22 protein-coding genes and 2 pseudogenes are annotated in these 22946 nt (G+C 62.4%); 13 read left to right on the top strand and 11 right to left on the bottom strand.

All coding sequences use genetic code 11. The features are described 5' to 3' along the window. The first annotated feature begins 1 nt into the window (after window position 1). From AC5RU9_RS11150 to AC5RU9_RS11135, 4 genes are read left to right on the top strand one after another with little or no spacing between them, the layout of a single operon-like run. Window positions 2–1000, top strand: a complete 999-nt coding sequence (locus tag AC5RU9_RS11150; RefSeq protein WP_494016486.1) for a sugar phosphate isomerase/epimerase family protein — start codon at window positions 2–4, stop codon at window positions 998–1000. A gap of 3 nt (window positions 1001–1003) precedes the next feature. Continuing rightward, on the top strand, window positions 1004–1897 hold the full coding sequence (locus tag AC5RU9_RS11145) for a TolB family protein (RefSeq protein ID WP_494016485.1): 894 nt from the start codon (window positions 1004–1006) through the stop codon (window positions 1895–1897). A gap of 4 nt (window positions 1898–1901) precedes the next feature. After that, on the top strand, window positions 1902–2933 hold the full coding sequence (locus tag AC5RU9_RS11140) for a Gfo/Idh/MocA family protein (protein ID WP_494016484.1): 1032 nt from the start codon (window positions 1902–1904) through the stop codon (window positions 2931–2933). Continuing rightward, window positions 2930–3397, top strand: coding sequence for a heme-degrading domain-containing protein (locus tag AC5RU9_RS11135; RefSeq protein WP_494016483.1), 468 nt, complete (start codon window positions 2930–2932; stop codon window positions 3395–3397). The genes AC5RU9_RS11140 and AC5RU9_RS11135 overlap by 4 nt, the downstream gene beginning before the upstream one ends. Before the next feature lie 21 nt (window positions 3398–3418). Here the strand turns inward: AC5RU9_RS11135 and AC5RU9_RS11130 are convergent, their stop codons facing one another. Next, entirely contained in the window at window positions 3419–4819 is a 1401-nt protein-coding gene (locus AC5RU9_RS11130) for a DNA-binding protein (protein WP_494016482.1), read from the bottom strand. A gap of 360 nt (window positions 4820–5179) precedes the next feature. On the opposite strand from AC5RU9_RS11130, the gene AC5RU9_RS11125 reads away from it, so the two are divergent. The 9 genes from AC5RU9_RS11125 (at window position 5180) to epsC (ending at window position 12011) form a co-directional block, all read left to right on the top strand. Next, entirely contained in the window at window positions 5180–5656 is a 477-nt protein-coding gene (locus AC5RU9_RS11125; protein WP_211713783.1) for an MSMEG_3727 family PQQ-associated protein, read from the top strand. A 14-nt stretch (window positions 5657–5670) separates the two neighbouring features. Next, complete coding sequence (locus AC5RU9_RS11120) at window positions 5671–7356, top strand: PQQ-dependent dehydrogenase, methanol/ethanol family (protein WP_211713784.1); 1686 nt, start codon at window positions 5671–5673, stop codon at window positions 7354–7356. A gap of 43 nt (window positions 7357–7399) precedes the next feature. After that, complete coding sequence (gene pqqA / locus AC5RU9_RS11115; protein ID WP_211713785.1) at window positions 7400–7495, top strand: pyrroloquinoline quinone precursor peptide PqqA; 96 nt, start codon at window positions 7400–7402, stop codon at window positions 7493–7495. A gap of 12 nt (window positions 7496–7507) precedes the next feature. Further along, window positions 7508–8470 (top strand): pyrroloquinoline quinone biosynthesis protein PqqB, encoded by a 963-nt coding sequence (gene pqqB, locus AC5RU9_RS11110; protein WP_494016481.1) that lies wholly within the window; start codon window positions 7508–7510, stop codon window positions 8468–8470. Window positions 8471–8479: 9 nt separating this feature from the next. Beyond that, the gene (gene pqqC / locus AC5RU9_RS11105) at window positions 8480–9172 is read left to right on the top strand and encodes a pyrroloquinoline-quinone synthase PqqC (protein ID WP_494016480.1); all 693 of its coding nucleotides are present in this window, start codon (window positions 8480–8482) and stop codon (window positions 9170–9172) included. Next, window positions 9159–9437, top strand: coding sequence for a pyrroloquinoline quinone biosynthesis peptide chaperone PqqD (gene pqqD, locus AC5RU9_RS11100; protein WP_494016479.1), 279 nt, complete (start codon window positions 9159–9161; stop codon window positions 9435–9437). The genes pqqC and pqqD overlap by 14 nt, the downstream gene beginning before the upstream one ends. Continuing rightward, window positions 9430–10611 (top strand): pyrroloquinoline quinone biosynthesis protein PqqE, encoded by a 1182-nt coding sequence (gene pqqE / locus AC5RU9_RS11095; RefSeq protein WP_494016478.1) that lies wholly within the window; start codon window positions 9430–9432, stop codon window positions 10609–10611. Before pqqD ends, pqqE begins: the two co-directional genes overlap by 8 nt. After that, window positions 10608–11192 carry a manganese efflux pump MntP gene (locus tag AC5RU9_RS11090; protein WP_494016477.1) on the top strand — a complete coding sequence of 195 codons (585 nt, stop codon included), beginning with the start codon at window positions 10608–10610 and terminating at the stop codon, window positions 11190–11192. The genes pqqE and AC5RU9_RS11090 overlap by 4 nt, the downstream gene beginning before the upstream one ends. A gap of 240 nt (window positions 11193–11432) precedes the next feature. Next, window positions 11433–12011: a serine O-acetyltransferase EpsC gene (gene epsC / locus AC5RU9_RS11085; RefSeq protein WP_494016635.1), complete on the top strand. Its 579-nt coding sequence runs from the start codon at window positions 11433–11435 to the stop codon at window positions 12009–12011. A 10-nt stretch (window positions 12012–12021) separates the two neighbouring features. On the opposite strand, the gene AC5RU9_RS11080 is transcribed toward epsC, so the two are convergent. The 10 genes and pseudogenes from AC5RU9_RS11080 to tkt all read right to left on the bottom strand — a co-directional run bounded on the left by AC5RU9_RS11080 (window position 12022) and on the right by tkt (window position 22812). Next, window positions 12022–12222: a hypothetical protein gene (locus tag AC5RU9_RS11080; protein ID WP_494016476.1), complete on the bottom strand. Its 201-nt coding sequence runs from the start codon at window positions 12220–12222 to the stop codon at window positions 12022–12024. Between the two features lie 6 nt (window positions 12223–12228). Continuing rightward, window positions 12229–12873 carry a 3-hexulose-6-phosphate synthase gene (hxlA, locus tag AC5RU9_RS11075; protein ID WP_494016475.1) on the bottom strand — a complete coding sequence of 215 codons (645 nt, stop codon included), beginning with the start codon at window positions 12871–12873 and terminating at the stop codon, window positions 12229–12231. A gap of 15 nt (window positions 12874–12888) precedes the next feature. Further along, the gene (locus tag AC5RU9_RS11070; protein ID WP_211713795.1) at window positions 12889–13629 is read right to left on the bottom strand and encodes an MIP/aquaporin family protein; all 741 of its coding nucleotides are present in this window, start codon (window positions 13627–13629) and stop codon (window positions 12889–12891) included. A 60-nt stretch (window positions 13630–13689) separates the two neighbouring features. Then, window positions 13690–15924, bottom strand: a complete 2235-nt coding sequence (katG, locus tag AC5RU9_RS11065; RefSeq protein ID WP_494016474.1) for a catalase/peroxidase HPI — start codon at window positions 15922–15924, stop codon at window positions 13690–13692. A gap of 234 nt (window positions 15925–16158) precedes the next feature. Continuing rightward, window positions 16159–17222: pseudogene (locus tag AC5RU9_RS11060) on the bottom strand (dipeptidase). 38 nt (window positions 17223–17260) lie between these two features. After that, window positions 17261–18280: a class II fructose-bisphosphate aldolase gene (gene fbaA, locus AC5RU9_RS11055; RefSeq protein WP_494016473.1), complete on the bottom strand. Its 1020-nt coding sequence runs from the start codon at window positions 18278–18280 to the stop codon at window positions 17261–17263. Window positions 18281–18282: 2 nt separating this feature from the next. Further along, window positions 18283–18756 carry a ribose-5-phosphate isomerase gene (locus tag AC5RU9_RS11050; protein ID WP_494016472.1) on the bottom strand — a complete coding sequence of 158 codons (474 nt, stop codon included), beginning with the start codon at window positions 18754–18756 and terminating at the stop codon, window positions 18283–18285. 8 nt (window positions 18757–18764) lie between these two features. After that, window positions 18765–19463, bottom strand: a complete 699-nt coding sequence (gene rpe, locus AC5RU9_RS11045; RefSeq protein WP_494016471.1) for a ribulose-phosphate 3-epimerase — start codon at window positions 19461–19463, stop codon at window positions 18765–18767. Between the two features lie 45 nt (window positions 19464–19508). Then, window positions 19509–20626: pseudogene (tal, locus tag AC5RU9_RS11040) on the bottom strand (transaldolase). A gap of 23 nt (window positions 20627–20649) precedes the next feature. Next, complete coding sequence (tkt, locus tag AC5RU9_RS11035; RefSeq protein ID WP_494016470.1) at window positions 20650–22812, bottom strand: transketolase; 2163 nt, start codon at window positions 22810–22812, stop codon at window positions 20650–20652. Window positions 22813–22946: the final 134 nt, after the last annotated feature.

The following is a 22946-nucleotide window of genomic DNA, read 5'->3' as shown; positions in this document are numbered from 1 at the left end:
CATGCCCCGCCCGTACACCCTGTTCACCGGCCAGTGGGCCGACCTCCCCTTCGAGGAAGTCGCCAAGCTCGCCTCGGGCTGGGGCTACGACGGCCTGGAAATCGCCGTCTCCGGAGACCACCTGGACGCCTGGCGCTGGGACGAACCCGGCTACGTCGAGTCCAAGCTCGCTGTCCTGGAAAAGTACAACCTCAAGGTCTGGGCCATCTCCAACCACCTCAAAGGCCAGGCCGTCTGCGATGACCCCATCGACTTCCGCCACGAAGCCATCGTCGGCTCCAAAGTCTGGGGCGACGGCGACCCCGAAGGCGTCCGCCAACGCGCAGCCGAGGAAATGAAGCACACCGCCCGCCTCGCCAAGGCCCTCGGAGTGGACACCGTCGTCGGGTTCACCGGCTCCTCGATCTGGCAGTACGTGGCGATGTTCCCGCCCGTCCCGGAGAAAGTCATCGAGGCCGGCTACCAGGACTTCGCCGACCGTTGGAACCCCATCCTGGACGTCTTCGACGAATGCGGTGTCCGTTTCGCCCACGAAGTGCACCCCTCCGAAATCGCCTACGACTACTGGACCACTGTGCGCACCCTCGAAGCGATCGGCCACCGGCCGGCGTTCGGGCTGAACTGGGACCCGTCCCACTTCATGTGGCAGGGCATCGACCCCGTCTCCTTCATCTGGGACTTCAAGGACCGGATCTACCACGTGGACTGCAAGGACACCAAGCTCCGTCCCACCGGCCGCAACACCGTCATGGGCTCGCACCTGCCCTGGGGCGACCCCCGCCGTGGCTGGGACTTCGTCTCCGCCGGACGCGGCGATGTGCCGTGGGAATCCTCCTTCCGCGCCCTCACCGCGATCGGCTACAACGGACCCATCTCCGTGGAATGGGAAGACGCCGGAATGGACCGCCTCCACGGCGCCCCCGAAGCCCTCGCCGCCCTGAAGAAGTTCGACTTCCCCGCGTCGCAGACCTCGTTCGACGCCGCCTTCAGCCAGGACTAGCCCATGGCCGACGCGATCCGCACCCTTCGACCCGGTCAGCGTTGCGAGGTGTGGGTCGCGTCGGTCAGCGGTCAGGCCGAGCTGCTGTTCACCTCCACTGACGTCCTGTTTGAGGCACCGAATTGGACCCTCGACGGGACGGCACTGGTCCTCAACGGGGACGGCAAGTTGTGGACCCTGGACGTCGATTCCGCGGAGCTCACCGCGGTTCCGCTGACCGGCGTCCCGGACCTGAACAACGATCACGTCCTCGCGCCCGACGGCGCCGGCATCTACCTTTCAGCCAACGACGGCCACATCTACCGGGCATCATTGGGTGGCGGTCCTGCCCAGCGGATCACGGCCGAGGACGGCACATTCCACTTCCTCCACGGCGTCAGTCCCGACGGCAAGGAGTTGGCCTACGTGGGTATCGAAGCGGGCGACTTTACACAGCCCGGTCGCCTCATGACCATAGCGTCCGACGGCGGCGCTACCGCCCGGGTTGTTGTCGGGCGCGGTCACTGCGACGGGCCGGAGTACTCGCCGGACGGCAAGTGGATCTACCTCAATACCGAGTCCTTCACTTCTGCTCCCGGCCACGCCCAACTGGCCCGGGTCCGCAGTGACGGGAGCGGATTCGAGCAGCTTCTGACCTCGGGATCCGTGGACTGGTTCCCGCACCTTTCCCCTGACGGCCGCTTCGCGACGTATATCCGGTTCCCCAGCGGCACCGAAGGCCATCCTGCCGACTTGCCGGTCGCCGTCGTACTTGTTTCGACCGAAGACTGGACCACTCCCCTCCAGACGTGGCCACTTTTCGGCGGCCAAGGTACCCTCAACGTCAACAGCTGGTCGCCGGATTCGACGCGCTTTGCGTTTGTGGCATACCCGCTCAACGACTCACCAAAGGACTAAGCCCGTGACCCTCAGCAATGGCACTTCAGACGGCACCATCCGCTGGGGAGTTCTCGGCACCGGCTTCATCGCCGGGCTGCAAACGCAGGACCTCAATGACAACGGTTTCACGGTCCAGGCGGTCGGATCACGGTCGCTGGAATCGAGCAAGGCATTCGCCGAACAGCACGGTGTCGCCACCGCGCACGCCAGCTACGAGGACCTCGTTGCCGACCCCCTGGTAGACGTGGTGTACATCGCCACACCGCACCCGTTCCACCACGCGAACGCTTTGTTGGCCCTGAATGCGGGTAAGCACGTGTTGGTGGAAAAGTCGTTCACCATGAACGCCCGCGAAGCCCAGGACATCATTGACCTGGCCGCATCGAAAGGGCTCGTGGCCTTGGAAGCCATGTGGACGAGGTTCCTTCCGCACATGATCCGTGTGCGCGAGGTCATCGCGGCCGGCACCATCGGCGAGGTCCGGAAAGTGGTGGCCAGCCACAACCAAAGCCTTCCCACGGATCCTTCCCACCGCTTGAACGATCCCGCACTGGGTGGTGGGGCCCTGCTGGACCTGGGCATCTACCCCATCTCTTTCGCTTTCGACATCCTGGGCACGCCCGCCGCGATCCGGGCAAGCGCTTCCATGACGGCCACCGGTGTGGACCGACAGACGGCGGCGATTTTTGATTACGACGGCGGCGCGCAGGCTTTGGTGGACTGCGAACTGGACGCTGCGAGCGCCAACCGGGCCATGGTGATCGGCAGCGAGGGTTGGATCGACATCGAACACACTTGGTACAACCCCGTGCCCTTCACCGTTTGGGGTGCCGATGGTGCGGTTATTGAACGGTATGAGCAGCCCGTCACCAGCCGGGGCATGCAGTACCAGGCAGCAGAACTTGAACGCTTGGTCCGTGCCGGTGACACTGCCGGAACTATCCTTCCGCCGGAAGAAACTGTTGCCATCATGGCGGCCATGGACGAGATCCGCAGCCAGATCGGCCTGAGCTACGACGCCGACGGCGCTTCCAACGGGGCGGGTGCCGCATGAGCGACTCACCCCTCCTCGCAGAACTCCGCCAGCAGGAAGAGGAACTGGTTTTCGCAGCATTCGATCACCACGACGCCTGGCGGTTGGGATCGCTGATCGCCAACCACGCCCTGTCCGCCGGCCTCGGTGTCGCCATCGATATCCGGCGGCACAACATAGTGCTCTTCCGATGCGTCCTGCCGGGTGCCACATCCGACCAGGAAGAGTGGATCCGCCGGAAGTCCGCTTCAGTGCTGCGGTTTGAAAACAGCACGGCCCTGCTGACTGAGCAGTTTGCCGAACGCGACCCCCTGGGCGGCGGATGGCTTGCGCCGGAGGACTACACCTTGGCAGGGGGCTCATTCCCCATCCGGGTCCGTGGGGTTGGCGTCATTGGGGCGATCACAGTGTCCGGGTTGTCATCCGATGACGACCACCAACTGGTGGTGGACGGGATCCGGAACTACTTGAAGACGGTCGGCTGACCCGCAACTCAGTCGGTGGGCTTAGATGTTCAGTGCGCGGCGCACCGTGCGGGTGTTCCTTCGCGAAACGGGAACCATCGTGTTCTCGGCGTTGTCCATGATGAGAACCCATTCGCCCTTTTCCCGGCGTTCCACCTCGCGAATGCGGCTGAGATTGACCAGGTACTGTCGGTGCACACGCAGGAAGCTCCCCGTATCCGAGAGGTCAGTTTCGAGCTTGTCCAGGCCGGACAAAGCAGCCCGTAGCTTGCCTTCGTCGGTCAGCAGCCACACTTCGTTTCCCTCGGCTTCCGCCACCGCCACTTCGGAGGTTCTCAACAGCACCATCCTGTTCTCCTCACGGAGGGCTACAACCCGCCGCGATCCTCCCAGCAGGATCCCGCCTGTTTCGGCCTGGGGAAAGTGCTCGCCGGCGAAGGCCCCGAAAGATATCAAATGGCCGATCAGATTGTTGTGGAGGAACACCGGGCGAATACCGATTGACGTCGGTTCGTCGGTGAAACGCGTAAAGATTTGGGTTGACCCGGTCCACCCGGAGTCTATGGCAGCCCTCTTGGTGGCATAACGTGCGGCATGGATAAATGGGGGGAGTTGCGGAGTCCAGCGGACCACCGGATCCACCGCGGGTGCATTGCCCGGTATGCCCAGGATAATGCTCGCCCTGTCGTCGGCAATCACCACTCCGCCCTCAGTGTCAACGGCGACGAGCGGATCGGTTGAGCGTCCCCGCGCCTGGGTAAAAACCGCAAGCAGCTCATTGCCGCTATCGTAGGCCCTCCCCCTCAGGACGTGTTGGGTCCGGGCGGCGGAGGTCTCCAGCCATTTCCGTGCGGAGGCCGGCAGTTCGCTGCCCCAGCAGGAGATATTGAGGACTGCGATGGGCTCTCCACCCACCAACTCCCGCACCGCGATCGCACCGCAGGACCAGTCATGGAACGCCTGCAGCCAGTGCTCGGATTGCCTGATCATCACTGCGCGCCGGGTTTCGAGCGCGGTTCCCATGCTGTTGGTTCCAACCGAACTCTCCGACCAACTGAAAAAGGGCGCAAGCCCACCCTCGGAAGCGATCGTGCGTGTGTTCCTGTCGCCCCATGCGGCAACTATCCGGCCATTGGCGTCGGCGATCGTCGCGACACCGCCCACCTTTGCTACCTCGTGCGCCATCGCAGCAGCGCAAAACCCCAGCTCCGCGAAGACGGTGTCCTGGTCCAGGGAGTGGGTGGCATCCGACACGGCATTTGGCGCCTCCGTCAAAAAGGGGTCTATGCGGTAGACATCCCGGGAGCGTTGCCACGATATCGCGACTTCGGGCCTTACCCCGTGGACGTCATCCTCACCGCCCACAAAGCGTTCCCACGCTTGCAATACGGCGGTTCTGTTTGAGTGAACGGCAGCCGGTTGTGATCGTTGCTCATTTGGCATGGAAACCTCCTTGGCGCCCGTCAAGGAACGCGTTTTGGACCAAAGGCCAACCCATGGCCTGCGTCTATAGCCATTAGTGGCGGCTTGGTGGATTTCGTGACGTAGTTCACACATTTGCTTTGGCGGGCACTATTTTCGTGCCGCGCAAACCCATGCCGGAAATCTGGTCCACGCACTGTGGAAGCGGCTGTGAACGGCACCTTCGGAGGGGTGAACGGCGCGCTCCGGGGGGCCGGCGGTAGTGGCTGTTCGGCGGGTTTGGGCGGGCATACGGTTAGCTCTCAGCTGCTCGGACGAGCTGGCTGTTACGCATGCAGGTTCGCGTAATTCGTATGTGATTTCACGAGGAGGTGATGTCTGGTGACGATTGCTGAAGAACACATTACTGAGGAACGATCAGAGTTGCTGGCCAGGCTTGGTTTGGACGGGCAGAACAAAGCATCCATGGGCCGGGTATTGGCCACAGGTTCCATCGCGGAGGCGACGGAGCGTGCCGACGGCACTATGGAGGCGACCATCCGGATCAAGGAAGACGAGGTTTGCTGGGAGCCAGCGATTCTGGTTCTGCCGCATGGTGGTGATCTCGAACTGACGGTCATCAATGACGACAAGAACACCCACGCCTGTCTGTTGCCGAGCAACGGCGACCAGAAGTTCCTTTGGCTGGTGAACCATTCGAGGGGCAAAGCGACAATCCGCCTGGATGGCCCGGGCTACTACTGGTACAGCTCGCCGGGAGGCAACGACGAAGGACGCGGCCTCACCGCCGCGATCGTCGTGCAGGGTGAAGTGCCCCCTGAAGCCCGACTCGATCGTCCCACCCAACCCCGCTCATAGAAAGGAACAGACAGATGACTGTTGAGTATGTGGACGCCGGCGAGGCTATCAACCACAGTGCGTTGAGCAGCATGGCGAGGATCGCGCCCGCCGTGACAAACGACATCGACTCCGAGCGCCTCCTGAAGGCGCGTTCGGAATCACAGAACTGGCTGACGTACTACGGCGCCTATGACGGACAGCGCTACAGCCTGCTGGACCAAATCAATGCCGGGAACGTGAGCAAGCTCAGCCCCGCATGGATCTTCCAGGCTGGGCAGTCCGGCCAGATGGCCGCCACCTCGACCTATGCTTTCGAAGCCTGCCCGCTGGTGGTCGACGGCGTCATGTACGTCACCGGCTGGGACGGCTGGTTCTGGGCGTTGGACGCGGTGACCGGCAAGGAGCTGTGGCGCTACAAGCATGCTGTGCCTTTTGACGTCTCGCTCTGTTGCAGCAACGTCAACCGGGGTTGTGCGGTAGCGAAGGGGAAGGTCTTCTTCGTGACCCCGAATGCCCAACTGTTGGCGCTGGACGCAACAAATGGGGATGTGGTGTGGCAGAAGACCATTGGGGATGTACGCGCAGGTGAAAGTGCCTCAATTGCCCCAACTGTCATCAAGGACACGCTCATCACCGGCAGCGCTGGCGGCGAGTTCGGGGTCCGTGGCCACATCGACTGCTGGGACCTTGAAACGGGCGAGCAGCGCTGGCGCACTTATACGGTGCCCAAGCCCGGCGAACCGGGCTCGGAGACCTGGCCCGACGACGGCGAGGCCTGGCAGCGCGGTGGCGGAAACCACTGGGTTACCGGAACCTATGATCCGGAGCTGAATCTGTACTACGCCGGTACCGGCAACCCTGCGCCGGACTTCGATGGCGGCGTCCGTGAAGGGGACAACCTCTACACCGACAGTGTCGTCGCGATGGATGTCGACACCGGGGAAATCAAATGGCACTACCAGTTCACGCCGCACGACCTGTGGGACTACGACTCCACTATGGAGATGACCCTGTTTGAACGTGATGGAAAGAAGTTGCTCGGCCATTTCGACAAGAACGGCTACTTCTTCGTCCTCGACCGGACCAACGGCGAGCTGCAGCACGTAACTCCTTTTGTGGACCGGATCGACTGGGGCGTTATCACCCGGGATGGGAAAGTAACGCCGCGCAAGTATCCCGACAAAGAAGGCGAACCGGTTCACTTCTACCCCGGCCCGGCCGGTGCGAAGGAATGGACGCATGCCGCGTACAGCCAGAAAACTGAGCTGTTCTATGTGCCAGTGGCCGACGTCGGTGCTACCGCGACGCGTCGTCGACGGGAGTTCAAGGAAGGCATCCCGTACTGGGGCGCCGGTGTCCAAGTGGACATCGACAACATGGCCGGATCAGTCAGTGCGTTCGACACCTACGGTGAAGAGAAATGGCGCTGGCGCATCGACTACCCCATGGCCGCGTCCGTGCTGGCCACGGCCGGGGACCTGGTGTTCGCTGGCACCCCTACCGGCGAATTCGTAGCACTGGACGCCCGCACCGGTGAAAAGCTCTGGGAATTCCAGTGCGGAAGCGGACACCACAGCAGTCCCTCGACGTACAGCGTCGACGGTAAGCAGTATGTCGTGGTGCCCGTCGGTTGGGGCGGTTGGCTGGAAGGGATCGTTCCGGGTCTCCTTGGCCAAGGTCACGGCAGCGCTGTCATCGCCTTCGCCCTCCCCGACTGAATCGTCCCCTGCAAACCCATCCATAAATGAAAGGAGAAGGAACATGACTGAGCAAAGCACGAAGAAGAGCTGGGAGGCTCCCACGCTCGCGGAAATCCGCGTATCGGCAGAAGTAACCGCTTACGTGGCAACCAAGTAGTGGTCCGGAGGTATGCCGGCAACCATAGCCGGCATACCTCCGCCCATAACACCTCCACCGCAACGAAAGGCGTCATCAGAGATGTGGGTACGCGTACTGGGATCAGCAGCTGGAGGAGGCTTTCCGCAGTGGAACTGCGCCTGCCCTTCGTGCAGTGCGGCAAGGGACGGATCACGTCCTTGTGTTCCGCGCCTTCAATCGTCCATCGCGGTCAGCGCTGACCGTCGGCAATGGTTCCTTGTCAACTGCTCGCCGGACATCCGATCACAAATGGAATCCTTCGAAGAGCTGCATCCAGTAGCAGGCCAAGGAACCCAAGTACAGGCCGTCCTGCTCACGGATGCTGAGCTTGATCATTCCCTGGGGCTGCTGCTGATGCGCGAGGGCGGTGGCCTCGAAGTGCATGCCACAGAGTCAGTGCACGGAACACTCACCTCCGGTAGCGGCATTCTGCGAACGCTCGAACAATATTGCCCCGTCAAGTGGAAACCCGTGATACCGGGTGTGGAGACGCAGCTTGGGCCAGGGCTGTCCTACCGCGCTTTCAACGTCCCCACCAGCAAGCGCACGCGCTTCGAAGGCACAGCTTCCTATGGCCGCGTGGTGGGCTATCGGGTCACTGACACCACCACGGACAGATCCTTGGTCTACCTTCCCGGCGTGCAGCGACTCACCCCGGACATCCTCGAGGAATTCCAGGATTGCTCCGCCCTCCTGATCGACGGCAGCTTCTGGCGCGACGACGAAATGGCCAGGCTCAACCTGGCTGACAAGACTTCACGGGACATGGGACACGTTCCCATCACTGGGCCGGGCGGCAGCCTCGAAGCGTTGTCGGCCCTCGGGATCCGGCGCAAGATCTACGTCCATATCAACAACACCAACCCCATCCTGCTCGACGACTCACAAGAACGCCTGCACCTCGACCGGCATGGCATGGAGGTCGCCGTGGACGGGCTCGAGTTGGAAATCTAAGGAGCAGCTATGACAGCAATACTCACGCCGGATGAGCTCGAAGAGTCCCTCCGTGCCCACGCCAAGCAGTATCACAGCGAGCATCCCTTTCATCGGCGCATGAACGCAGGCCAGTCCACCCCGGAGGAACTCCGGGGCTGGGTGGCGAACCGCTTCTACTACCAAATGAATATCCCCCGCAAAGATGGGGCGATCCTCAGCCACTGCCCGGACAGCGACGTCCGGCGACGCTGGGTGCAGCGGATTATCGACCACGACGGTGTCACGGAGGGAACCGGCGGAATCGAGTCCTGGCTGCGGTTGAGTGAAGCTGTCGGCCTGATGCGCGAAGAGGTGGAGGACTCGCGGCACCTGCTTCCCGGGGTGAGGTTCGCCGTAGATGCGTATGTCACCTTCACCCGCACCAAGCCCTGGGTGGAGTCCGTCGCATCGTCCCTGACCGAGTTGTTTGCCCCGGACCTGATGGCGGAACGGCTCTCGGCCTTCGAACGCTATTACACCTGGATCGCCCCGGAAGGCCTCGCCTATTTCCGCGCCCGCATCTCCCAGGCCCCCCGCGACTCCGAACACGGTTTGGAGATCGTACGAAAGTACTGCGTCACCCCGGAAACACAAGCCGCCGCCGTCGCCGCCTTGTCCTTCAAATGCGATGTCCTGTGGAGCATGCTCGATGCGATTGAGCAGGGCTATGGAAATCGTTGATGCAACAGACCGGCCAAGGCTGTCCCCCCACGTTCGGCTGGTCTTCAACGCCGCGCGCGGAGAGTACGCGTTGCTCTCACCCGAGACCATTTGGACCATCAACGCCACCGGCGCCGCGATTGTGGAGCTATGCGACTCCACCAGGACTCTCGCAGAGATCGAGGCCGAACTGCGCGGCCAGTACGACCAGGTCGCATTCGGCGACATCCAACGCTTCGTGGCGGGGCTCGTCACCAAGCACGGCATGGAGGTAGAACATGGATAAGCCCTACGGACTGCTCGCTGAGCTCACCTATGCCTGCCCGCTCAAATGCGGCTACTGCTCAAACCCGCTTCAACTCGACGACTACCGCGATGAGCTGAGCACGGAGGAGTGGAAACGGGTATTCGCCGAAGCCGCAGACCTGGGCGTCCTGCAATTGCATCTATCCGGCGGCGAGCCACTCCAGCGCCACGACATTGTCGAGTTGGTGCGCTCCGCCAACCAACTGGGCCTCTACACCAACCTGATCACCAGCGGGCTTGGCTTATCAAGGAGCCGTGCGGCGGAGCTTCGCGAGGCCGGCCTGGACCATGTGCAGCTCAGCATTCAGTCAGACGAACAACCACTCTCCGATCTCATCGCTGGCACTCCCTCGTTTGCCCGCAAGCAGGTGGTCGCCCAGCAAGTGAAGGATCTGGGCTGGCCGCTCACCCTCAACGTCGTCCTGCATCGGCTGAACATCGATCGGATCGCCGGCATCATCGCCATGGCTGAAGCGATGAACGCCGACCGCATCGAGTTGGCAAATACGCAATACGCAGGCTGGGCGGGGATTAACCAGCCCGAATTACTTCCGAGCCGGGATCAGCTCGACCACGCCGAAGTGGTGGTTCGCGAGGCACGGGAACGTCTGGAGGGATCCATGGAGATCATCTACGTCATCCCGGACTACTACAGCAAGTATCCAAAACCCTGCATGGACGGGTGGGCCAGCCGGCAGTTCACCGTAGTGCCCAACGGCGATGCACTGCCGTGTCCAGCCGCCCACGAATTGACGATCGGCCACGGAATCCCTTCGGCCAATGTCCGCGACCACTCCTTGGGGTGGATCTGGGAAGAGGCTCCACTCTTCCAGCAATTCCGCGGTGACGCGTGGATGCCCGACCCGTGCCGCAGTTGCGAGCGCAAGGAAATCGACTTCGGCGGCTGCCGCTGCCAGGCCTTTGCCCTGACCGGCGATGCCGCCCGGGCTGACCCGGTCTGCCATCTTTCCCCTGACCACGGCCTCATTGAAGCTGCCGTGGCGACGGCGAACGATCCATCCCGGCCCGCGGGCGGGATACTGATCCCCCGCGCAGCGATGGGTCGCCCCAACCGGACAATGACGGTGACCCCGCGAAGGACCACAGGCACACCCGTCCAGCTGTCCCCCACCATTCTCAGGGACAAACCATGATCGCCCTGGTGGGGCTGGGGTTTGCCCTTGGCCTGGACAACTTTCGGACGTCCATTGTGCTTGGCGGCCTCAAACCCAACTGGCGCACGTCAGTAAGGACGTCACTGGTCTTTGCTGCGTGGGATGGCATGGCACCGGTGGCAGGGATCCTGATCGGCGCATATCTGAGCACAAAGATTGAAGGCATGGCAGGAGTCATCGGTGCGATCGGCTTGGGCGCCTACAGCCTGTGGCTCATCATCAAGGCGCTGAGGTTTCCCGAACATGCCGATCTCGACATGAAAACGGCACGGCGTTGGCTGCCCCTGCCCCTAAGCTTCGACAACGTCGCAGCCGGTGCCACCCTTGGACTGGCGGGCCATTCGCCGTGGCTTGCTCCAGCCCTTTTCGCCCTGACCACGTTCGTGATGTCAGTCGCGGGACACCAAATCGGCCGAACGATCGCCAGCTTCCTACCCCGTTTCCTGCCCCGCCTCCGCATGGACCTGCTGACAGGGATAGTCCTCCTGGTCATGGCGTGCCTCATGCTCCTGGGCATAGACATCATTGACGAGGGCATCGCCGATACGGATGGCGACTGATGGAGAACAACGGAATTCGCGGCCATGAGGATGACCCGACGCGTCCGCCCTGCTATCACTGCGGCGAGCCGTATACGTCAGCAGGATCGGGTCGGCACGTTGAGCCGGTGGACTGCCAGGTCTGCCAACGGTGCAAGATGATGCCCGCCTGCTACACGTGCCGGAACATGTATTGCCCGTGCGAAGTCCACCAACACGGAAAAACGCCTTAACGCCATGAACTGCGAGGCGGCCGCGGACCTGCGTATTCTGAGCCTCCTCAAGGAAGACTTGCAGGCCGCCAAGACGCAAGACCCAGCGGCGTCCAACCTCTTCGAGGTCGCCCTAGCCTATTCAGGGGTTCACGCAATCTGGAGCCACCGTCTGGCGCACGCCCTCTGGCAGAAACGGCACCTGCAAGGTTTGGCGAGGCTGATATCCCAAGCGACCAAGACCCTCACAGGGATCGACATTCACCCAGGAGCCAGAATCGGGCGACGACTTTTCATCGACCATGGAACGGGTATTGTCGTGGGGGAAACGGCTGAAATCGGTGACGACGTCCTCATGTACCAAGGCGTCACGCTGGGCGGCCGGGCATTGAGCAAGACTAAACGGCACCCCACCATCGGAAATCGCGTCATGCTCGGCGCGGGCGCAAAGATACTGGGTCCCATCACGATCGGCGAAGACTCTGCCGTAGGCGCGAATGCCGTTGTCGTTCGTGACGTTCCGCCGCGCTCCGTAGCGATCGGCATTCCCGCAACTTTCCGCAGGAAAGACCCGGAAGCTGTCGCGGACCCGAGAACAGATTTCATCGACCCGGCCCTCCTGATATGAGGTAGCCGCATCACGTTTTAAGGGCGCAGTTGATGCAGCTCGGCAAGAACCCGGTGGCGACGACGAACCAGTCCAGCTGGTCGGCGTCGTCTCCGGGTTCCCTGTGCCCGCACACCACGCAACTGACGGGTTCCTGCCCGGGCGGAAGCGGGTGCAGATAGGACATCGCCTGCAACAGCCGGCGCCAGGCTTTGGTGATTGAGCTACGCATCCGTGGTCACGTCCGCGGCACGGGGAGCCACATGACAGCACCTCGAAGCTTCCGCGCCGCCTGGGCGGGGTCCGCGGCGCCATAAATGGAACCTCCGACGACGGCCACGTCCGCGCCGGCCTGCTGAATGTCTGTAATCGTGGTCAGCTTTACCCCACCTGCAACAGAGAACGGAACGCCTGCTTCTTTGCCCGAACGGAGCAGCCGCGCCAAGTCGAACCCCGGCTGGGCTTGCTCGTCCAATCCAGCATGCATCCCCGCGTATTTGGCGCCCAAGGCTCGGACCTCACGGGCGCGGCCCACCTTGTCCTCCACGCCAAGGAGGTCGACGATCACTCCCTTGTCGCATTCAGCTGCCGCCTTAATCGCACCCGCAATGGTCGAGTCGTCAGCAACACCCAGCACCGTCACCAGGTCAGCGCCTGCCGCGAAGGCAAGGTTTGCTTCAAGCTCTCCAGCATCCATGGTCTGCAGGTCCGCCAGGACCTGTTTGTCGGGGTGCGCCTTCTTGACGGCGCTGACAACCGGGAGACCTTCAGACTTGATCAACGGAGCCCCGAGCCCCAGGATGTCCACGTATTCGGCCACCTTCCCCGCGAGTTCCAAGGCTGCGTCGGTAGTAAGGAGGTCGATGGCGACTTGGAGTTTCATGATGGTCTGCTTTCTTCAGGACGCGACTATCGGCACAACCGCAGCGACCACTCCGGCCAGGGCTCCTCCGACGAGTGGGCCCACAACGGGGATCCAGCTGTAGCCCCAATCGCTGGATCCCTTGCCCTTGATGGGAAGAAGGGCATGGGCGATCCTGGGCCCAAGATCCCTGGCCGGGTTGATGGCATAACCGGTCGGTCCACCGAGCGAGACACCAATGCCAACCACGAGAAGGGCGACGGCGAGGGGACCAAGGCCCGAGGGAGTGCCACCAAATGTGAGGATCCCGAAGACAAGGACGAACGTGCCGATAATCTCGGTGACCAGGTTCCAGGGAGTGGACCTTATGGCCGGGCCTGTAGCGAAAACGCCGAGCTTGCTTGTGGGCTCAGGCTCCGCATCGAAATGCTGTTTGTGGGCAGCCCACATGACCACGGCACCCAGGATCGCACCCACCATTTCACCGCCGAAATAGGTGAGGGTGGACGCGAAGTCCACCTTGACGCCCGCAGCGTACTCCGCCTTGCCATTGATCAGCAGGCCCAGGGTAACTGCTGGGTTGAGGTGCGCGCCGGACTTCACGGCGACAAAAACGCCGGCGAAAACGGCGATACCCCACCCCCAGGTCACCATCAGGAATCCGCCATTGTTTCCTTTAGTGCCTTTGAGCGTAACGTTCGCCACCACGCCGCAGCCCAAGAGGGTAAGCATTGCTGTTCCGAATAATTCGGAAAGGAAGACTATTCCGAGAGACATCCATTTACTCCTTTAGTTGGTGTTGCCGGTTCTTGTCACCGGTGGAAGGCTGCTGCATCGCTATCGAACAAACCTGTCGAGGTCCATGACCTTCTGCCACGCGAAGACGAAATCGTTGATGAACTTTGATTGGGCATGCCGGCTCGCATAGAGCTCCGATAGGGCACGCAGTTCGGTATTACCCGCAAAGACGAGGTCAGTGCGGCTTGCGACCCACTTGGGTTGCCCGCTCTCGCGGTCCTTTCCTTCGTACGTCGCTTCTCCCGGGCCGGCCGCCGTTGTCTGCGTCCAGACGGTGTCGATGTCGAGCAGGTTGACGAAGTAATCGTTGGTCAGGACTCCCGGGGTCAAGGTCAGTACGCCAAGTGGTGAACCCTTGTGGTTGGCACCCAGCACCCGGAGCCCACCGAGGAGGACAGTCATCTCGGGGGCAGACAATGTCAGTTGATGGGCGCGCTCCACCAATAGGACTTCTGACGGGAGGCGGTTGCCTGGTCCCACATAATTGCGGAAGGCATCCGCCGTGGGTTCCAGCACGGCGAACCAGTCGGGATCGGTCCACTGCTGCGTGGCATCCGTGCGGCCCGGCCGGAACGGGACCTCGACGTCGTGGCCTCCCATGGCTGCGGCGTGTTCCACCGCTGCGCATCCACCCAGCACGATCAGGTCCGCCATGGATATCCTTTTCGTACCAGGCTGGGAACTGTTGAACTGCTCTCGGATCGCTTCAAGGGTGTCCAGTACTTTGGCCAAGGACTCAGGGTCGTTGGCTTCCCAACCCCGCTGTGGGGCGAGGCGAATGCGCGCTCCGTTGGCTCCTCCACGCTTGTCACTGTTTCGGAACGTGGACGCCGAGGCCCACGCAGTCGAAACCAGTTGTCCCACGGACAGACCTGATTGGAGCACTTGGCTCTTCAGCGCGTCGATGTCGTCGGCGCCGACCAGCTCGTGGTCGAGTTCGGGTATCGGGTCCTGCCAGATCAGGGGTTCACACGGGACCAGCGGGCCCAGATATCGGCTGACGGGTCCCATATCCAAATGCGTGAGTTTGAACCATGCACGGGCAAAGGCATCCGCCATTTGCTCCGGATTCTCCAGGAATTGCCGCGCAATCAGGCCGTATTTTCGGTCTTCCTTCAGGGCAAGGTCCGTGGTGAGGACTGTGGGGACGTGGCTCTTGGACGGGTCGTGGGCGTCGGGAACTGTGCCGGCCCCTTCGCCGTCGCTCGGAACCCATTGCCAGAGACCTGCTGGGCTTAGGGTCACATCCCATTCATAGGCAAAGAGTGTCTCCAGGAAGCTGTTGTCCCACCTGGTCGGGGTGGGCGTCCAGATGCCTTCCAGCCCACTGGTGATGGTGTCGGCGCCGTTGCCTGTTCCGAACGAATTCGGCCAGCCCAAGCCCTGCAGTTCGTATTCTCCGAGGCCTGGCTCGGCGCCCAGATGGGTGGCGGGGTGTGCAACTCCGTGGGTCTTACCGAACGTGTGGCCACCAGCCACCAAGGCGACAGTTTCCTGGTCGTCCATCCCCATGCGCCGGAATGTTTGACGAATGTCCCGGGCTGCGGCAATCGGGTCAGGGACCGTGGCTGGCCCTTGGGGGTCAACGTAGATCAGGCCCATTTCGCTGGCAGCCAGGGGCTCGTTCAGATCCCGGATGCCGCTGTGGCGCTCGTCCGCGAACCAGGTGTCCTCCGGTCCCCAGTACGTCTCGTCAGCTTCCCAGGCGTCTTCGCGTCCACCCGCAAACCCGAAAGTTTTGAAGCCCATGGATTCCAGGGCCCTGTTACCTGCGAAGATCATCAAATCCGCCCAGGAAACCTTGTAGCCGTACTTTTGCTTCACCGGCCAGAGGAGTCTGCGCGCCTTGTCGAGGTTGCGGTTGTCGGGCCAGCCGCTGAGGGGTGCAAAGCGTTGCATCCCGGCGCCTGCCCCTCCCCTCCCGTCACCCACACGGTAAGTACCGGCGCTGTGCCAGGCCATGCGCAAGACAAGCGGCCCGTAATGTCCGAAGTCGGCCGGCCACCAGTCCTGGGATGTAGTCAGTACCTGATCGACATCCCGGGCTAACTCGTCAAGGTCCACCGAAAGAAACTCTTTGGCGTAGTCAAAACCATCGCCCATTGGATCAGCGGCGCGACTGGGCCTGGCAAGGCACCTCAGGTCGAGCCGGGGAGGCCTTTCGTCGCGTGGGTGGCCGCCCGCCACCGGACAATTCCTTTTGCCAGGCGGTCGATGCGCTGCAAGGGTCTGATCGTATGTAAGGTCCACATGGGCGTCGGGGCTTCCAGACATAGTTACTCCTTCAGCAGGAGCCTCGAAGGACTCTGTTTGGTGACGAACGGTGGGAACTGAGAGCTAACCTATGCCCGCCAAAACCCCCCGAACAGCGGCTACCGCCGGACTCCCGGAGCATGCCGTTCACGCGTCCGAAACCGCCGTTCGCGGCAGCGCCCCCCCTCAAGCCAGGACGCGTCCGCATGGACGGGGACACGGACGGGTGAGCTTAAGACATTGGTGGCAAAGGCGTCACTCGCGGCGCCGTGGGGTGCGCGTTACCGCGGATGTTTCGGTGTCCCTCAAGACGCGGATCAGATTGCCGTGTGTCAGGGCTGCAAGCTCAGGATCTGACCATCCGCGGCGCTTAAGCTCCCCGAGGAGGGCCGGGAAGCGGTCCACCGAAGCCATGTCGTCGGGCGGGGTCATCCCGTCGAAGTCGCTGCCTATTCCGACGTGCCCTATCCCGGCGACGTCGCGAATGTGCTCTATATGGTTGCAGATCTCCCGAATGCCGCAGGGAGGCTTGGGGTTCTCTTTGCGCCAGGCGGTTTCCTGCGCCGTCGCCTCCGGCCCCTTCCAGTCTCCTTGCACGGATTGGCGCGCTGCAGACCATTGCCGGTATTCCTCGGAAAGGAACTCCGGGAGGAATACCACCATGACAATCCCCCGGCTGGACCTGACGGCGTCCAACATGCCGTCAGTGACGTTACGGGGATGGTCGGACAGGGCACGGGCGCCGGAGTGCGAAAAAACAACGGAGCGTCGCTGAGACGTGCGACGTGCTCGATAGTTGAGTCTGCGCAATGCGACAGGTCGATCAACATGCCAAGCTCGTTCATCGTTTCCACCACGGATTCGCCGAAGGAGTTCAGGCCACCCACCCCTGGACTATCCGTGGCACTGTCAGCCCATGCCGTGTTCCTGTTGTGCGTCAGGGTCATATACCTGACCCCGCTGCGGTAGAGGAAGCGCAACACGTCGAGGGAATCGAGTATCTGGTGCCCTCCCTCCAAGCCCATCAACGAGGCAATCCTCCCTTCGGAGAAGCAGCGCTCGATGTCATCCGCGGACCGCGCGAGGGCCGTGAGGTGGGGATAGGTCTCGCATAGACGGTGGACGGCCTCGACCTGCGCAAAGGTAAGGGCAGCTGTTTCGGCCGGATCGGAATCGGACGGGACCCAGATGGACCAAAATTGTGCCCCCACGCCGCCGCGTTTCAGGCGTACCAAATCGGTGTGCAGTTGTTGCTGCTCCTGGGCAGGGTCGAGAACGCCGAAGTCCAGGCCCGCGAGTTCGTGGTGCTTCCACAGCATGTCGTTGTGGCCGTCGATGATCAGGTGCTGTTGAGCAGTCACAACGTCTTGCCGACAGATCCGAGCTGCTGGGCTGCTTCGACGATGCGCGCGGCCATGCCGGCTTCGGCCGAAGCACCCCACACGCGCGGGTCATAGGTCTTCTTGTTGCCCATCTCGCCGTCGACCTTCAGCACGCCGTCGTAGTTGGAGAACATGTGCCCGGCCACCGGGCGGGTGAACGCGTACTGGGTGTCGGTGTCGATGTTCATCTTGATCACACCGTAGGACACCGCGTCAGCGATTTCCTGCTCGGTGGAACCCGAACCGCCGTGGAACACGAGGTCGAACGGGTTTTCCTTGCCGATCTTCGCGCCAACCTCGGACTGGATCTGCTTGAGCAGTTCCGGGCGGAGCTTGACGTTGCCCGGCTTGTACACGCCGTGCACGTTACCGAAGGTCAGCGCGGTGAGGTAGCGGCCGTTCTCACCGGCACCCAGGGCCTCGATCGTGGCCAGGGCATCCTCGGTGGTGGTGTAAAGCTTCTCGTTGATCTCGTTCTCCACACCGTCTTCCTCGCCACCGACGGTGCCGATCTCGACCTCGAGGATGATCTTCGCAGCAGCAGCACGCTGCAAAAGGTCCCGGCCGATACGCAGGTTCTCTTCGAGGGTCTCGTGCGAACCGTCCCACATGTGCGAGTTGAAGATCGGGTCCTTACCGGCCTTCACGGCTTCCTCGGACGCGGCCAGCAACGGCAGGACGAAGTCCGCCAGCTTGTCCTGCGGGCAGTGGTCCGTGTGGAGGGCAATGTTGACGTTGTAGTTCTTCGCAACTTCACGGGCAAACGCGGCGAACCCGAGTGAACCGGCCACCATGTCCTTGACCGAAGCACCGGACCAGTACGCCGCACCACCGGTGGAAACCTGGATGATGCCATCGGATTCGGCCTCAGCGAAACCGCGGATCGCAGCGTTCAGAGTCTGCGACGACGTCACATTCACCGCGGGGAAAGCGAATCCGCCAGCCTTCGCGCGGTCGATCATCTCGGAGTAAATCTCTGGGTTTGCAGTGGGCATGGCTACTCGGAAATCTCCCCGTCGGTCTCGTATGCGGTGATTTTGCCGATTCGACGCTCGTGGCGTTCGGCGTTGCTGAACGGTTCGGCAAGGAACGCTTTGATCAATTCCGTGGCTTCCTCCACGCTGTGTTGGCGTCCACCCACAGCGACCACGTTTGCGTCGTTGTGTTGCCGGGCCAGGACAGCGGTGTCCACGTTCCACACCAGCGCTGCGCGCACGCCCTTGACCTTCTTCGCGGATATCTGCTCGCCGTTGCCGGACCCGCCCAGCACGATGCCCAGCGCATCCACGCCCGCTTCCTGGTCATTGACGACGGCGGTCGCTGCCTTAATGCAGAACGCCGGGTAATCGTCGTCCGGGTCAAAGGACGTGGGTCCGTGGTCCACCAAGTCGTAGCCGCTGGCCGTCAACGCCGTGATGAGGTGCGAGCTGAGTTCGAGCCCGGCATGGTCTGTCGCTATGTGAACACGCATGCGTGGCCTCAGGCTTTCCGTGGATTGTTGGAGGCGAATGCCAGCTGTCCGTTGGCCCGCAGCGCCTCAATCGCCTCAGATGGTGAAGGCTTCCCGTAAACGGCCGAACCCGCCACGACGACATTGGCGCCGGCCTCCGCTGCACGGAGGATGGTTTCCTCCGTAATGCCACCGTCAACCTGGATGGCCACGTTCACTCCGGAACCGTCGACCGCCTCACGGGCACGCCGGATCTTTGGCAGCACCACGTCCAGGAACGCCTGGCCACCAAAGCCGGGTTCCACGGTCATGAGCAGCAGCATGTCAAGTTCCGAAAGCATGTCAAGGTACGGCTCCACTGGAGTGGCCGGGCGCAGCGCCATGCCCGCTTTGGCCCCCCTGGCCCGGAGTTCGCGTGCGAGCTTGATCGGAGCCATCGCGGCTTCCACGTGGAAGGTGACCGAGGAGAGACCGGCATCGGCGAACTGCGGAGCCCACCTGTCCGGTTCGGCAATCATCAGATGGGCATCCAACGGGACCGGACTGACCTTTTGCAACCGCTCGACGACGGGCAGACCGATGGTCAGGTTGGGCACGAAGCGGTTGTCCATGACATCTACATGAACGGCGTCGGCGTTGCTGATCCGGGCCAGCTCGGATTCGAGGTTGGCGAAGTCAGCCGAGAGGATACTGGGGTTTATGCAGCAAGTCAGGGGCGAGGAGGACATGGTGCCTGCCTTTCGGTGAGGGTCAGAGCTGGCATTGCCGGGTGGTCACGCCGCATTGCGCGCCGCTGTGAGGGCGCCTTCGACGTCGGAAAGCAGGTCGTTCCAGCTGGCGACGAACTTGTTGAGTCCTCGGTTTCCAACTGTTCGACCACATCGTTGTAGGTGATGCCAAGGTTTCGGAGTGAGCTGAGGACCGCACTCGCTTCGTCGTAGGTGCCCGCGATGGTGTCCCCTTTTACGATGCCGTGGTCAAAGGTGGCGTCCAGCGTCTTTTCCGGCATGGTGTTCACTACGCCCGCCGCAACCAGCTCTGTGACGTAGAGGGTGTCCGGGTAGGCCGGGTCCTTGACGCCGGTTGAAGCCCAGAGAGGACGTTGTGGTCGCGCCCCCGCAGCGGCCAGGACAGCCCAGCGCTCGGTGGAAAAGAGCTCTTCGTAGACGTGATAGGCGATACGGGCATTGGCCAAACCGGCCCTCCCTTTGAGTGCCTTGGCTTCGTCTGTGCCGATGGCATCAAGGCGCTGATCGATTTCCGTGTCCACGCGCGAGACGAAGAACGATGCCACTGAGTGGATTTTGGAGAGGTCATGGCCGTTCTCCATGGCCCGCTTGATACCCGACTGGAAGGCCCCAATCACGTCCCGATATCGGGAGAGCGAGAAGATGAGCGTGACATTGACGCTGATGCCTTCCGCAAGAACCGCGCTGATGGCTCCCAGTCCTTCACGGGTGGCCGGGATCTTGATCAGGACGTTCTCCTTGTTGACCTTCTTGTACAGCTCTTTGGCTTCGGCGATGGTGCCGGCCGTGTCCCAAGCGAGCCTGGGGTCCACTTCGATGGAGACCCGGCCATCAACTCCCCCGGTGGCTGCCGCGATCGGAGCGAAAAGGTCACAGGCGTCTGCGACGTCGGTTGTGGTGAGCTCGAAGATCGTTTCTTCAACACTGGCCCCTGCTGCGGCCTGGGCAGTGATCGCGTCGTCGTAGTCCGTGCTGGATGTGATGGCGGCCTGGAAGATGGAGGGATTGGTGGTCACACCCACCACGTTTTTCTGGTCGATGAGCTCTTGCAGGCTGCCGCTTGAGAGCCTCTGGCGGGAAAGGTCGTCCAGCCAGATGGAGAGCCCGGCGTCGGAAAGTTGCTGCGTGGGAGTAGTGGACATGGTGATTCTCCTGTATTCGATGATTAGGCAGTCAAGCCGGCGAGGGAGTCTTTGGCTGCTGCAGTGACGGCTTCGGCGGTGATGCCGAATTCGTTGAAGAGCCGCTTGTAGTCAGCCGAGGCGCCGAAGCGCTCCAAGGAGATGGAGCGGCCTGCGTCGCCGACGAATTCCTTCCAGCCCAGTGCCAGGCCGGCTTCGACTGAGACACGTGCCTTCACCGCGGCGGGGAGCACGGACTCGCGGTAGGCCTCGTCCTGCTTGTTGAACCATTCAACGCAGGGCATGGAAACCACGCGGGCGGCGATGCCTTCGGCCTGGAGGGCTTCGCGGGCAGCGACGGCGAGCTGGACCTCTGAACCGGTGCCGATCAGGATGACCTGGGCGTCTACCGTCTTGCCCTCGCGGGAAGCCTCCGCCAGGACGTAGCCACCCTTGGCCACGCCAGCAGGGGAAGCGAATGTATCGCCGGTGGCTTGGCCCTCACCACGGTCAAAGACCGGCACGTTCTGGCGGGTCAGCACAATGCCGGCCGGGTTCTGGTGATTCTCCAATATGGTTTGCCAGGCGATACCCACCTCGTTGGCGTCGCCGGGGCGGACGACGTCCAGGCCCGGGATGGCGCGGAGGGTCGCGAGCTGCTCCACGGGCTGGTGGGTGGGTCCGTCTTCGCCCAGGCCGATGGAGTCGTGCGACCACACGTAGATGGAGGGGACGCCCATCAAGGCAGACAACCGAATGGCTGGCTTCTGGTAGTCGCTGAAGATCAGGAACGTGCCGGAAAAGGCGCGGGTACGGCCGTGCAGGGAGATCCCGTTCACGATCGACGCGGCAGCGTGCTCACGGATACCGAAGTGCAGGACACGTCCGTACGGGTTGCCCTTCCAGGCGTCCGTGGAACGCGACGTCGGAATGAACGACGGCGAGCCCTCGATGGTGGTGTTGTTCGACTCGGCAAGGTCGGCGGAGCCGCCCCAGAGTTCGGGCAGGACCGGGCCGATCGCGTTCAGGACCTTGCCCGAGGCTGCACGGGTGGAAACGTCCTTGCCGGCCTCGAACACCGGCAAAAAATCGCCAAGATGGGCCGGAAGCTGCTTGGCCTCGATGCGTTCCAATAGGGCTGCAGCCTCCGGATGCGAAGTTTGCCAGGCACTGAACGTCGCATCCCACTGATCACGGGAAGCTGCGCCGCGCTCAACAACTTTGCGGGCGTGCGCCAGAACAGCTTGATCTACGTCGAACGACTTCCCTGGGTCAAAGCCAAGGACCCCTTTGAGCCCGGCCACTTCCTCGGCACCGAGTGCGGAGCCGTGGATCTTGCCGGTGTTCTGCTTCTTCGGTGCCGGGTAGCCGATGATGGTGCGCAGCGAAATGATGGACGGCTTGTTCGTTTCAGCCTTGGCAGCGAGCAAAGCCACGTAGAGTTCCTGGACGTCTTCGACATACTCGCCCGTGCGGGTCCAGTCCACACGCTGGGTGTGCCAGCCGTAGGCTTCGTAGCGCTTGAGGACGTCCTCAGTGAACGAGATGTCGGTGTCGTCTTCGATGGAGATGTGGTTCTCGTCGTAGATCACTACGAGATTGCCCAGTTCCTGGTGGCCGGCCAGCGAAGACGCCTCTGACGTGACGCCTTCCTGGATGTCGCCGTCGGATGCGATAACCCAGATGGTGTGGTCGAACGGTGATTCGCCGGCGGGAGCATCGGCGTCGAACAGGCCGCGTTGGCGACGCTGTGAGTAGGCGAACCCGACGGAAGATGCGAGGCCCTGGCCGAGCGGCCCTGTGGTGATCTCCACACCGGCGGTGTGCTTGTACTCGGGGTGGCCCGGGGTGAGCGAACCCCACGTGCGCAGCGCCTCAAGATCCTTCAGTTCCAGGCCATAGCCGGAGAGGAAGAGCTGGATGTACAGGGTCAGTGAAGAGTGGCCCGGTGACAGGATGAAACGGTCACGGCCAATCCAGTCCGGATCGCGGGGGTCGTGCCTCATCAGCTTCTGGAACAGCAGGTACGCTGCCGGAGCCAAGCTCATTGCCGTACCGGGGTGGCCGTTACCGACCTTCTCCACGGCGTCGGCGGCCAGCACGCGGGCGGTGTCAACTGCCCGCTGATCCTCGGCGGTCCAGTTCAATGTCGCCGTCGCGGGGTCTGTGTCGCTGAATGTAATCGCCGTATTTGCTGTTTGGTTCACGATGAATCCCCTTTGATCTGGTGGCCACCATAAAAAAGGGGGCCGAAACGTCATCTTTTGGTTGCTACTCATACTTCCTAAACAAGGAGTGGGAGATAACACTGTTTTCTGACAGTTTTTGACTACACTTTCGG

This window comes from Arthrobacter sp. B0316-5-4, assembly GCF_059090325.1.
Note: the sequence above shows the minus strand (reverse complement) of the source record. Positions and strands in the feature narration are given on the sequence as shown.

What these genes read in the sequence shown, in the direction of transcription:
- AC5RU9_RS11150 (WP_494016486.1), top strand. Translation starts at nt 2, where the DNA reads ATGCCCCGCCCGTACACCCTGTTCACCGGCCAGTGGGCCGACCTCCCC.
- AC5RU9_RS11145 (WP_494016485.1), top strand. Translation starts at nt 1,004, where the DNA reads ATGGCCGACGCGATCCGCACCCTTCGACCCGGTCAGCGTTGCGAGGTG.
- AC5RU9_RS11135 (WP_494016483.1), top strand. Translation starts at nt 2,930, where the DNA reads ATGAGCGACTCACCCCTCCTCGCAGAACTCCGCCAGCAGGAAGAGGAA.
- AC5RU9_RS11130 (WP_494016482.1), bottom strand. Translation starts at nt 4,819, where the DNA reads ATGCCAAATGAGCAACGATCACAACCGGCTGCCGTTCACTCAAACAGA.
- AC5RU9_RS11120 (WP_211713784.1), top strand. Translation starts at nt 5,671, where the DNA reads ATGACTGTTGAGTATGTGGACGCCGGCGAGGCTATCAACCACAGTGCG.
- pqqA (WP_211713785.1), top strand. Translation starts at nt 7,400, where the DNA reads ATGACTGAGCAAAGCACGAAGAAGAGCTGGGAGGCTCCCACGCTCGCG.
- pqqB (WP_494016481.1), top strand. Translation starts at nt 7,508, where the DNA reads ATGCCGGCAACCATAGCCGGCATACCTCCGCCCATAACACCTCCACCG.
- pqqC (WP_494016480.1), top strand. Translation starts at nt 8,480, where the DNA reads ATGACAGCAATACTCACGCCGGATGAGCTCGAAGAGTCCCTCCGTGCC.
- pqqD (WP_494016479.1), top strand. Translation starts at nt 9,159, where the DNA reads ATGGAAATCGTTGATGCAACAGACCGGCCAAGGCTGTCCCCCCACGTT.
- pqqE (WP_494016478.1), top strand. Translation starts at nt 9,430, where the DNA reads ATGGATAAGCCCTACGGACTGCTCGCTGAGCTCACCTATGCCTGCCCG.
- AC5RU9_RS11090 (WP_494016477.1), top strand. Translation starts at nt 10,608, where the DNA reads ATGATCGCCCTGGTGGGGCTGGGGTTTGCCCTTGGCCTGGACAACTTT.
- AC5RU9_RS11080 (WP_494016476.1), bottom strand. Translation starts at nt 12,222, where the DNA reads ATGCGTAGCTCAATCACCAAAGCCTGGCGCCGGCTGTTGCAGGCGATG.
- hxlA (WP_494016475.1), bottom strand. Translation starts at nt 12,873, where the DNA reads ATGAAACTCCAAGTCGCCATCGACCTCCTTACTACCGACGCAGCCTTG.
- AC5RU9_RS11070 (WP_211713795.1), bottom strand. Translation starts at nt 13,629, where the DNA reads ATGTCTCTCGGAATAGTCTTCCTTTCCGAATTATTCGGAACAGCAATG.
- katG (WP_494016474.1), bottom strand. Translation starts at nt 15,924, where the DNA reads ATGTCTGGAAGCCCCGACGCCCATGTGGACCTTACATACGATCAGACC.
- fbaA (WP_494016473.1), bottom strand. Translation starts at nt 18,280, where the DNA reads ATGCCCACTGCAAACCCAGAGATTTACTCCGAGATGATCGACCGCGCG.
- AC5RU9_RS11050 (WP_494016472.1), bottom strand. Translation starts at nt 18,756, where the DNA reads ATGCGTGTTCACATAGCGACAGACCATGCCGGGCTCGAACTCAGCTCG.
- rpe (WP_494016471.1), bottom strand. Translation starts at nt 19,463, where the DNA reads ATGTCCTCCTCGCCCCTGACTTGCTGCATAAACCCCAGTATCCTCTCG.